7 protein-coding genes are annotated in these 11,284 nt (G+C 69.9%); 1 reads left to right on the top strand and 6 read right to left on the bottom strand.

Translation table 11 applies throughout. From position 1 onward, the window contains the following. Positions 1-51: 51 nt before the first annotated feature. Genes ABZT02_RS08945 through ABZT02_RS08935 form a run of 3 tightly spaced genes read right to left on the bottom strand, consistent with a single transcriptional unit; the run spans position 52 to position 6,106 of the window. Positions 52-1,128, bottom strand: a complete 1,077-nt coding sequence (locus ABZT02_RS08945; protein ID WP_356015723.1) for an AAA family ATPase — start codon at positions 1,126-1,128, stop codon at positions 52-54. Further along, positions 1,125-2,978 (bottom strand): DUF1998 domain-containing protein, encoded by a 1,854-nt coding sequence (locus ABZT02_RS08940; protein ID WP_356015722.1) that lies wholly within the window; start codon positions 2,976-2,978, stop codon positions 1,125-1,127. Before ABZT02_RS08940 ends, ABZT02_RS08945 begins: the two co-directional genes overlap by 4 nt. Next, the gene (locus ABZT02_RS08935; protein ID WP_356016321.1) at positions 2,975-6,106 is read right to left on the bottom strand and encodes a helicase-related protein; all 3,132 of its coding nucleotides are present in this window, start codon (positions 6,104-6,106) and stop codon (positions 2,975-2,977) included. Before ABZT02_RS08935 ends, ABZT02_RS08940 begins: the two co-directional genes overlap by 4 nt. Positions 6,107-6,288: 182 nt before the next feature. Between ABZT02_RS08935 and ABZT02_RS08930 the strand changes: the two genes are divergently transcribed. Continuing rightward, positions 6,289-7,836, top strand: a complete 1,548-nt coding sequence (locus tag ABZT02_RS08930; RefSeq protein WP_356015720.1) for a sigma-70 family RNA polymerase sigma factor — start codon at positions 6,289-6,291, stop codon at positions 7,834-7,836. 4 nt (positions 7,837-7,840) lie between these two features. Here the strand turns inward: ABZT02_RS08930 and ABZT02_RS08925 are convergent, their stop codons facing one another. Genes ABZT02_RS08925 through ABZT02_RS08915 form a run of 3 tightly spaced genes read right to left on the bottom strand, consistent with a single transcriptional unit; the run spans position 7,841 to position 11,226 of the window. Next, positions 7,841-8,773, bottom strand: coding sequence for a hypothetical protein (locus ABZT02_RS08925; protein ID WP_356015719.1), 933 nt, complete (start codon positions 8,771-8,773; stop codon positions 7,841-7,843). Between the two features lie 30 nt (positions 8,774-8,803). Beyond that, entirely contained in the window at positions 8,804-9,973 is a 1,170-nt protein-coding gene (locus tag ABZT02_RS08920; protein WP_356015717.1) for a DUF3696 domain-containing protein, read from the bottom strand. Then, positions 9,970-11,226 carry a DUF262 domain-containing protein gene (locus ABZT02_RS08915; RefSeq protein ID WP_356015714.1) on the bottom strand — a complete coding sequence of 419 codons (1,257 nt, stop codon included), beginning with the start codon at positions 11,224-11,226 and terminating at the stop codon, positions 9,970-9,972. Before ABZT02_RS08915 ends, ABZT02_RS08920 begins: the two co-directional genes overlap by 4 nt. Positions 11,227-11,284: the final 58 nt, after the last annotated feature.

The following is an 11,284-nucleotide window of genomic DNA, read 5'->3' as shown; positions in this document are numbered from 1 at the left end:
CTTGTCCTTAAGCGACGGCTGGTACGAAGTCTCCTACACGGCTACGACATCTCATACGGCGCGAACCAGCAGGTCGGCCGGGATGCCCGCGACCGCTGGGGGTTCCCGGTCGCCCTCGTACCCGAGGTGGACCTCTTCCCGCGCGCGGGTGAGCAGTACGTAGTACGTCATCCGCAGCGCGGCCGCTCCCGGGTCGCCGCTGTCGGTGTGGATGTCGGGCACGAAGACGCTGTCGAACTCCAGGCCCTTGGCGCTGGCCCGGCTGATGACCCGGATGCCGGGCCGCTTCAGGTCGAGCGTGCGGTGACGCCCCTCGGCGGCGGCGCCGACGTACACCTGCGAGCGGAGCTGGGGCGCGGCCCGCTCAAGGTGTTCGTGCAGGGCGAGTTGCTGCCGTGTCGTGCGCAGGACCACGCCGATGGTGCGTTGCGGATGCCGTTCGGCGTGCGCGACGAGCTGGGATGCCAGGGCGCGCTGGTCGGCGTACCGCGACAACCTGGGAACCGGTCCGGTGCGGGACGGCAGAGGTGGCGGGTTGGCTCCGGTGTGGAAGCGGGCGGCGAGGGCCGTGACGGGCCGGGTCGTGCGGTGTCCCGTCGTGAGCTCGTGGCGGGCGCAGTCCCGCAACGCCGTGCTGATCTCGTCGAGCGTGGACTGGGTGTCGGTGATGCGCTGGCACTCGTCGGCGAAGACGGTGACGGGAGCCCCGAGCAGATGGCACAACCGGTAGAAGGACCGGGGCAGGTCCTGGCCTTCGTCCACGACGACGGCGTACGGCTCGGCCGGCTCCTCCACGGCGGCGAGGGCGAACAGTTCGGACCAGTCGAACCAGTCCTCGGCAGCCTGCGGGGCCCCTTCGCCGGTACGGGCCCGGTGCCAGGCCTGGATCCACGCGTGCACGGTGGAGATCTCGACGTCGCCGTGAGCCGCCAGTGTCTGGCGCAGCAGATTGGACCGGGTGAGCAGATGAACCCGTACCCCGGTGAGGGCGAGCAGGCCGGCACGCTGGGCGGCGAGCACGCTCTTGCCGGAGCCCGGCGGCCCGGTGACGACATGGTGCCCCTCGAACGGCAGGTCGCGCAGCAAATCCTGCTGTTCCTCGCTGAGGTCGAGGTACGTCAGCGTCACCGGTCGTCGTCCTCGATCTCGCGGACCGCGAGCTCCCGGGCCGCCGTGATGACGTCCTCGAAGTAGCCGGGGACGCCCGCCCCGCCGACGAGCAGCACCCGGTCGAGCAGCGCGTTGCCGGTCTCGCAGCTGGTCTCGGGCAGCAGACAACAGGCGTGGCAGGCCGCGCGGTTGAGGTTCGCGTAGCCCTGCCCGGTGTGTTCCGCGCACAGCGGGTCGGCCGAGCACCAGGCGGCGGCCTCGGTCAGCCGCAGCAGGGTTTCGGCGAGCCGGGGCGGCTCGCCCTGGCGGACCAGGCCTCCGAGGGTCCCCTCGGCATCCCCCGCGGCGGTGTAGACGAGAACACCCGCCTGTGTGCCGCCGCCGGACCGGGCGTACACGCGCTCGCGCAGGGAGGCGGTGGAGTACCCGGACTCGAAGGACAGCTGCCGGACCAGGAGGTGGGCGAGCGTGTGCAACAGCACGAACCGGGGCAGCAGTTCGGGCCCGGTGAGGGCTTCGAGGCGGTCCTTCTGGAAGGCCCGGTCGAGGTCGTCCCGCAGTCCGCGCACCCGGTCGCGTACGTCGCGGTCTCGCTCCCACTCGGCCAGTCGCCGCTCGTCGAGGGCGAGGAAGACTCCCTCACCGAAGACTTCCACAGCGGGCAGCCAGCGGGCCCGTCGGCCGGTGTCCACCGGGACGAATCTGGCGGTCGGGGTGACCCGGCTGAAGCCCTGGATGGCGCGCACCTCACGGAGCCGGTCGGCCACGACCACGCGCGCGACCTTGCTCCGCAGATCCACCCATGGCGCCTCGGTCTCGTCCTCCAGCCCGAGCCCGGCCTCCCGGATGACGAAGTCCCGGGTGGGCTCCGGCGCGGGAGCGATGAAGGCGGCCCATTCGTCGCTGCTCAGGTCCGGGTACACGACCTGGTGGGGGTGCTGGCCGGGCTCGGCGGCCGGGGCGCCGGTCTCCTCCGCGAGCAGGTCGTCGAGAAGGGCGTCGTCGGCTCCCGTGTCCTCGGTGATCATCGACCGGATGAGCGGGGCGCGCGGGCCGTCGGGCGCCTTGCACAGGGCGAGCCACATCTCGTGAAGGCGTACCTGTTCGGCGATCTCCCCGTCGGTGGCGGTCTCTGCGCTCTCAGGGATGTCGAGGGCCGAGTGGACGACGGGGTAGTACAGGTTTCCCGCGGTCCGCTGGACGATCTGTACGGGCCCGGGGCAGTCCTTGGCCGCTTCGCTCCGGCGCTGCCACGGGTTACGGCCGGTGCACCGCATCCGCTTGGCGCCGAGGACGTCGAGCAGGTCCCGGGACGCGGCACGGCAACCGTCGGCCGTGCACGCTACCGACAGGGCCTCCAGGCCGGTCGCCCGTTCCTCGAAACGGAACCGCAAGTGGTCCCGGTCAGGGCAGGACTCCCGCTGTTCCGGCGTGAGTTCGGAGTGCGCCCAGTACCACCAGTCGACGTCGCCGAGATGACCGGACGGGCAGATCTGGACGAACCGCATCGGGGTGAGCTGTCGCTGTGGCGAACAGCTGCGGCAGCGCGGCGGCTGCCCCGGCCGCTCGTCGGCCACCCTCCAGTGCGTCATCCGTCGGCACGCCGGACAGAACAGCCAGGCGGGGAAGCGGATGTACGGCGGGCCGGCGGCGTCCGGGATGTCCCAGGCGTCGTGCGGGGCGGGCGGCGCCGCCCGGAAGCCGGAGACGCCGAGACGCGCGGCGAGCCGGGGCGAGGACACGGGCTGATGGGCTCGGGGCCAGTCGCCGATGCCCGCGGCGACGAAGGACTCGCCCTGCACGTCGAGTACGGCTCCGGTACCGAAGGGCACCACGGTCTGCGCCTGGCGTACCCGGCGGCGGCTCATGCGTCGGCTCCCTTCACCACGACCTGGCATTCCCGGTCGACGTTGCGCATGGAGTGCGGGGTCTCCCACAGGCCCCCGCCGCGGTCGAAGTCGCGCAGCAGGTTGTGCTGGCCCTTGCCCTGGGTGCGGTAGTGCAGGCGCTTGCCGTCGCTCCGCGCCTCCCGCGCCGCCTCCTGCCAGTCCTGGAACAGCCTGAAGAGGTCGTCCCGGACCCCCGGCGCCGCCTCCGGGTCACTGCGCCAGACCCACTCCACGAGCCGTTCCGCCTGGGTGCTCACATCGGCGACCCGATCGAGGACGTCGCCGGCCGCGTCCTCGGCGCTGAGCCCGAGGCCGTGCCGGACGAGCACCACGAGGGCCGCGTGCAGGGCACGCCTGCGGGAGGGCACGGACCAGGGTGTGACGGTGGTCGGCTCGACGTGCCGGTACAGGGCGGCGTGGTACGTCCCGAAGGTCTCGTAGTGCGAACGGTCGCGCGGCTTGGTGGCGTTGAGGAAGGTCACCACGAGTCCGGGCACGCGGTGCCGTCCCACCCGGCTGGTGGCCTGGATGTACTCAGCGGTGGCCTTGGGCTGGCCGAGCATCAGCATCAGGGCGAGGCGCTTCACGTCCACGCCCACGGACAGCATGTTGGTGCAGGGCAGCAGGGAAATCGCCGCGGGATCGTCCCAGGACTTCTCCAACCGGTCCAGCACGAGAGGCTGCTCGCTGCGGTCCAGGCTGCTGGTGAGCTCCTGCACCTGTCCCTCGGTGAGCACCCGCCGCTCCGCGACCGGGCCGATGCCGCCGAGCTGGGCGGGGATGTCGTCGGCCGCGGCGGTGACGGTGCGGCCCAGCTCGCGGAGGCTGTGGTGGTAGGCGACGAGGGTCCAGTAGTCGTCGCGGTGCTCCTCAGGCAGCTGCAACGGCCCCTGGAGGAGGGTGGCGGCGGTGGCGACGGTGGCGCGACCGGCCGTGTGGCCCTGCGCCATGACCCCGACGTACAGGCGGCCGGGCCGTCCGGAGTCGGGCTCGGCGAAGTAGGAGGAGCGCGCGTCCAGGCCGGCGGGCGGGAAGAGCTGTACGGGCCGCCCGTACAGTCTGCGGACCTGTTCGCCGGAGCGGCGGATGGTCGCCGTGGAGGCGACGATCTTCGGTCCCTGCTGGGCGGGCGAGCACAGTTGCAGGATGGCCGCCTCGTACAGGCCGACCGTGGTGCCGAGGGGGCCGGTGAGCAGGTGCAGCTCGTCCTGGATGACGAGGTCGGGCGGCAGGGCACCGCCGCGGCCGAAGAGCCGTCCGGCGTCCCGCTCCCAGGCGAGCCGGGCGAACTTATCGACCGTGCCGAGGACGAACGTCGGGGGCTTGTCGTAGAGGTGGGCGTCGACGACGGCTACCGGGAGTTCGTCGTGGAAGGCGCAGTCGTCGCGGGGGCAGAAGAAGCGGAAGGACGAGGCGCGCGCGTCGATGCCGTAGTCGGAGCGGTCCGGGGACTTGCGTTCGGGCACGATGCGGGTGCCGCACCAGGGGCAGCGGTCGAGAATGAAACGGTCGTCCGGGGTGGCGGCGGCTCGCACCTCGTCGAAAGCTTCCACGGCCGACTGGTACGAGTTCGGGGTCGTCGCCTCGCCGACCCACAGCCCGATGGAGAAGGTCTCACGCCCGAGCGCCACCGGATCGGCCTGCCTGAGGCGTTCCAGGGCGCACACGGTGGTCGCGGCACGCTGGAACTGCTGTGTGGTCAGCAGCGACAGCGTGTACCGGCTCAGTACGGCGGTCCCGCCGCCCGAGGTGCCGCGCGGCCGGAGCCTGCGCAACACCATCACGAAGGCGGCGAGCAGCAGATACGCCTCCGTCTTGCCACCACCGGTCGGGAACCAGATCAGGTCGACCGTCTCCCGGTCGGGATGGGACGGGTCGGCCGCGCCCTCCACCGCCATGAGGAAGAAGGCGAGCTGGAAGGGGCGCCAGGAGGCTGCCGGGTCAGCCGTCGGGTCCAGCTGTACAGCGGCACTGCGAGCGTGCCGTTGTCCGGCCTGGTCGGTTTCGCTGTGCCGCATCTGGAGGGCCATGGCGGCGTTCGCGGTACGGAAGGCCCGCCGCAGATCCTCGTTCTCGTCGGCGCACAGGGCCTGTACGCCGCTCTCCATGCGCAGTACGGCGGTGCTGATCCGCTCCAGGATGCGGCGGGCGGCGGGCCGGGCCGAGGAGGGTACGTCCGTGGCCCACTGCTCGTCGCACCAGGCGCGGTAGCCGCCTACGAACTCGTCCAGTTCTCGCCGCAGTTGACCGACGGGAAGGGTCTCGTCGGCGAGCCGCTCCAGCAGCAGGACAGGCGTCCTCGGCCCCGCCGCCCGCACCGTGGGGACCTCGGTCTGCGGCATCACCTCGGCGTGGACACGAGTCACGCGCCCGTCGCCAGTGCGCTCCTCCCGCACGGCGCAGCCATGGCCGACGGCGTAGGTCTTGACGTGCCGATACTGGAGGCGGAGTTCCTGCTCCTCCTCGTCGCGGCTGGCGAGCCGGATACCGGGGTAAGGAAGGACCTCCCCGTCGACTGTCTCGACGCCGAGCCCCACCTGGAACAGCATGCTGTCCCACTGCCGTTCGCGCTCGGCGGCGCTGAGGGACTGGCGAGGCGCGCGGGCCGTGTTGACGAGCGCCACCGTGACCAGTCGCCCGTGCCCGAACGTCCGCCAGGTCACCCGAATCTCACCACGTCCGTCGAAGACGAGGGCGCCGGGCTCCCCCGCCTTGAAGGAGCGCGGCTCGGCGGGCAGCGGGATGCGCTGCCAGCGGCGTCGCCCGTGCTCATCCCGCTCGGTGAGGTAGCGGGAGCCCTCGACCGTGACGCGGAGTTCGGCGGCGGTGGTGAACAGGGACAGTCCAAGAGAAGAGGGAAGCCAGGAGTTCGCTTCCGGCACGGGGTCGTCCCGCTGGGCGGTGTCCTCCCGCTGTTCCTCCGCGCCAGGCGCGTCCAGCACCTCGGCGGAGAGCGTCAACTGCCGGTGCAGGTCTGCGTCTTGGGGATACAGGGTGCCCATCAGGTACAGCCTGTCGGGCGGGGAGGTCACCGTCTCGTGCTCGTCCTGGGCGGGCCCGACGAGCTGAGTGCGTACGAACGCGACGAGTTCTTCTCTTGGCCCCATGGCCCCCGTGTCCCCCATGCTGCCCCCTGGTGACCGAACGTACCGGTCCGCAAGATCGTATCCGGCATATGCCGACCAGCGCCCCTCCGTTCGGGAAAGCGCTCACATCCAGCCACAGGAGGTGGACGCAGCGTTCCCGCATCACAGGGTCGATTGTCAGTGGCCTGTGCCACAGTCTCCTCATGACGGCGGACGCACCGGGCACCCGGGGGAACAGGGTGCGTGATCTGCGCGGCACGATGACGGCGTTGCTGGCCGACCTGCACGGTCGCGCACGCGGCGGCCGCGTAACGGAGGACGAGTTCACAGCGGTGACGGCTCCCCTGGGGCTGGATTCAGATGGCCTGAAAAGGCTGGAAGTGGCGCTGGCGCAGCAGGGACTGGTCGTCGAGCGGTCCGCCGCCCCTACCCGGGAGAGCGTGCGCGTCGTCCGAGTCCTGGGGCTCGCGCGCAAGTACGTCGCCGCGGGCATGGTCCCGGCACCCGCGTTCGCCGGGCTGGTGTCGCTGTGCGGACTGGACGCCGCGGAACGGCAGTTGCTGACGACGGCCCTTCGAGGCGAGGGAGTGGTGATCGGCGCGATCCCGACTCCGCGCCGGGCGGAGGCCGCAGCGGTTCCGGAGGAAGCCCGACTCGACGAAGAGCCGCAGGCGGACGAACTCGGCGGCAAGGGGGAAGTCCTCACGGACCTCGACTCCGCGATGGCCGCCGCGCGGGCCCGTATGAACGAGGACCGGTTCCGGCACACCGCGTGGAAGACGCTCCTGACCGCCGAGGAGGAGGTCGGGCTGAGTGTCCTCCTCAAGGGCGGGCCGGAGCACATCGACCACAGACCGGAGGAGGCCGAGCTCACGGCCCTCCCAGGCACCGACATCCGCCGCCGCGCCTACGAGACGCTGGTCATCCACAACCTCCGGTTGGTGCACAAGCTGGCCCAGCGTCTACAGGGCCAGGGTCTTGACTACGAAGACCTGGTGCAGCACGGCGTGACCGGGGTGATGCACGCGGCCTGTCTGTTCGACCCGAGCAAGGGGTTCAAGTTCTCTACGTACGCGACCTGGTGGGCCCGGCAGGCACTGGAGCGGGCGCTGGGCAACGAGAGCCGGCTGATCCGTATCCCGGTGCACCTGCATGAGAAGGTGCGCAAGGTCGCGACGGTCGAGGCGCGGCTGGCATCTCAGGGACAGTCCCTCTCGGCGGGCGCGGTGGCCGTGGCGGCGAACCTCACCGTGGCCGAGGTCGACGCGGTACGCCGGATCAGCCGGCCCACGGACTCCCTGGACCGCGAGATCGGTGACGGGACGCATCTGGGCGAGCTGGTGGCGACGCTGCACCTGGCGCCCACGCCGGAGGAAGTACTCGCTCCGAAGTACTCCCGGCTGCGGGTGGAGGAACTGCTGGCCCGCGCCTGTCTCAGCGAGCGCGAGGCCGATGTGATGCGGCGGCGCTGTGGGCTGGTGGGCGGTGAGCGTCAGACGCTGGAGGAGATCGGCGAGGAGTACGGCGTCTCGCGCGAGCGGATCCGTCAGCTGGAGACCCGGGCCCGTGACCGGCTGAAGGAGGTGCTGGCGGGTGGGGTGCCGGCGCCTCGGGGAAAGCGGGGACGCAAGCGCAAGCCTCCTGTACAGGAGGCGCCCCCGCCGGCGTCCGCACCAGTCGAGGAAGCCCCCCGGCCGACGCCCCAGGTCAAGAAGCCGCGGATACCGGAAGGTCAGGGCACGCTGTTCTGACGGGTCAGAGGTCCGGGCGGATCTTGCTGCCGATGTGCGCGAGCCGGATCGCCCGCTCCTCCGGGACCAGGCGGAAGTGGATGCGGCCCATGCCCGGGGTGAAGCGGGCGTGCAGCTCGAAGAGGCGCCGCTCGCCGTCGAGGTCGGTGAAGCGGCAGACTTCTCGGCGCGTCTGGCTCTCCGGGGTGACCTTGGTCTGCCATTCCGGTTCGTGCCGCGTCGCCGGGTCCCAGAGGGCCACCGCCGCCTCCAGCCGTTCCAGGCAGCCCCGTACGGGCACGACCCAGCGAGGGTCAAGGTCGGCGAGGTGGCCTTCGGTTCGGGGCAGGAACTGGAGGTGTGGGTAGAGGTCGGCGCGGCGCTCCCAGATCTGCCGGCCGCTGTCCGCTCTCGCCAGGCGGGATTTCCGGATCCAGTCGAGATGGTCGCCGACGTGGGTCCTCACGGAAATGTGCCGGACCTCGACCGAGAGGTCCTCGAACTCCAGGGTGCCGTCGTCGAGTTCGACGAGTTCGCGGCGTTCGAGGGTGACCGAGGCCGGAGTCCACTCAGGTGCTACCGGGAGGCTGACGGCTATGCCCTGCATAAAGTGCGCGGCGCCCAGTCCCAGGACCTCCTCGCCCTTGTGACGGTATTCGAGATGGCCGTCGGCGTCAGGCGCCGGATAGACGCTCTTGACCGGAGACCTGTTCTGCAGAGCCCGCAGGCGCCGCCACCGATCGCGGTTCTTCGGATCGTCGAGGAACCAGTCGCCGATCGTGTACCCCTCGGCGATCTCCAGCGACTCCCGAGCGACCTCGCTCACCAGAGCCGTCTCGTCCGGGTCCTCCTTGACGACGGCCCGAACAGCGTCAACGAAGTCGGCCATGGCCACGTTGGCGCGCGAGCGGTCACAGGCCGTCGCCCACGACCGCTCGTTCAGGAACAGCAGCGGCACGCTCTTCCTCCCCCTTCTGTCGATGCCCCGTCAGTCCAGCAGCTGATCGAGCGAGTTCTCCCACTCGTCGAAGAACCCCTGGGGCCACTGGGCGAGCATGCCGTCCTTGTCGATGCGGGGGCTGACCACTTCGGCGCCCGCTCCGTTCCCTCGGAAGTAGTGGACGACTGCGCCTTCGGGCTGCAACCTGCCCTGCTTGACCGCGATGCGGACGCCGTTGAGGACGTGGTCACTGTGTGTCTCGACGATGAGTTGAGCACCGGTCGCCGCTGTCGCGGCGAGCAGGGCCGCCATTCTGGTCTGGCCCTTCGGGTGCAGATGGGCTTCCGGGTTCTCCAGCAGGATCAGGCTGTCGGGCGTGGCTGTGAGACAGGCGATCACGATCGGCAGCGCGTACGTCAGGCCGAAGCCGACGTTGGTGGGACGGCGTCGGCGGGTGGCGTTGATGCCGGCGGTGCCGCCGAAACCATAGGAAAGCCGTACCGAGTCGGTGCCTTCGATGGCGGAAGCCTGGAGATTGACGCCGGGACAGAGTTCCTGCATCCAGGCGTTCGTCAGATCCAGGAGCTGAGGGGATGTGGCGCGGGGGTGCCACAACCGGTCCGCGTCGACGACGTCCTCGGCATGATGGCGGAGGTAATTCACCGCATGCTCGCCCCGCACGCCGAGAAAGCCGCGGGCGATGGCGATCTGATGGGAACGTGGATAGGTGACGGCGGGCGTGATGCGGTCGGCTTGGAGGTACTGGAACGGGCGGTACGCGAACGGAGCCGTTCCCTCGGGCGGAGGCATCCACACCGGCATAAGGTCCTGGTCCGGTTGCGAAGTGTCGTACGCGGCGCCCCACCCGTACCGAGCGCCCTCCTGTTCAACGACGAAGGCCACGTACGGGGACGCCGGCCTCCCGACGATATGGCTCAGGTCGTCGGCGGCGCCGAAGTCCTCATGCAGAACATCTTGAGCCGTACCCAGCTCCACCAGCTCACCGTTGAGCAGGAAACCGTCCTCGGAGGCCTCGTTGTACGCGATTCCCATTCCCCGCAGCCCGCCGGCGTCGTAGGACTGTCGAATCATGCCAAGTGCCTGCAGAACACTGCTCTTACCTGACGAGTTGAGGCCGGTCAGCAGAGTCAGGGGCCCCAGCGCAAGGCTGAGCCGGCGGAACGCCTTGAAATTGACCAGGGTGAGTTGAGTGATCACTGTTCGCGCTCCTTCCGGATGTCACTCAGCACTTCCCGGAACATCTCCTCGATCGTCTCGAAGCGCTTGTGCACTCTCTTCGGATCGCCGGTGCCCACGGAGATGGACCGCTCGAAGTCCGCGTCCTCCAGACATTCGGCGATGCCCAGAGTGAGGTCCCATTCCGTCAACTCGTCACACTCGGCCGGAGTCAGCGCCGCCAGGTTCACCGCGACGCTCTCGAACAGTGCTTTGTTGATGGGGGACTTGCGCCGCTGGCCGCGACGGAACTTGCGGAAGGCGTGTTCCGCGAAGATCGCCTCCGCCGCCGTCATGGCTCGCAGGAACTCCTCACGCAGTCGTTGCTCCCCGTCGGCGCCGAGGCGGTTGATCCGGTGCATGGCGTCCGCGAGGAAGCCGTCGAAGTCCCCCCGGCTGTAATCCTGCGGAGCGGTCAGCCGGAAGGCGAGGAACCGCAGCACCATTTCCCGGTCGGCCATTCGATCCCCGACGACGCTATGCCTGGTTGCCCTGCGGAACTCCTGCGATTCGGCGAGTTCGACAAGGAAGGTGCGTGCCCTACCAGGGATCAACGCGTGCCGGATCTCCTGCCGGGTGAGGGGTTCACCGCCGGTGTTCAGCCTGGCGAAGACGTTGAACATCACTGGTTCCGGCGTACCGCGACGGATCACATGGACGACGACCTCGGTCTCCCGCAGCCGGATCTGCAGCTTGCCGGAGAGGTTGTCGAAGCTCTGCCCGTCGAATCCGACCAGGTACTCCAACCCCTTCAGGAGGAGTTGTGGCTTGCCGACGGTCTGCGGCGCCACGAACCGGGCGATGGACGTCAGTCGCTGGATGCCGTCGACGATGGCCCAACTGCCGTCCTTCTTCTCGGCCGCGTAGAAGGAGGGGATCGGAATGCGCAGCAGAAGCGACTCGATGAGCCGGCTCTGCTTCTCGTCGGTCCAGATGCCTGCCCGGCGCTGAAAGTCCGGGGCGAGGTCGACCATTTCGTTGCGCAGTCGGGACAGCAGAAGGTCGACGGTGGTCGTGCGGGTCTCGATGTCGATGTCGTCCGGGTCGAAGGGCGAGGTGATTCGGTCTGGTTCTTCCTCGCGCTCCACATCGGTGGCATGGCCGTCGGCGGTCACCTCGAGAGCGAAAGTGAGGGGCTCTTGCGCACCCTCGTCCCCCGCGCCCACCTGGTACCGCTCGTACACCGACCGCCGGTCCCGTGTACGCCCCTGGCTGCTGTCCTCCAGCCCGGCCATGTCGTCTCGTCGCCCTCGCCCTCGTGTCGCGCCCGGTCATCGCTCGGTTTTGATCGTC

The sequence above is a fragment of the Streptomyces sp. NPDC005402 genome, assembly GCF_040606575.1.
In the GTDB taxonomy this organism is placed as follows: domain Bacteria; phylum Actinomycetota; class Actinomycetes; order Streptomycetales; family Streptomycetaceae; genus Streptomyces.
This window is presented reverse-complemented; position numbering and strand designations above follow the sequence as displayed.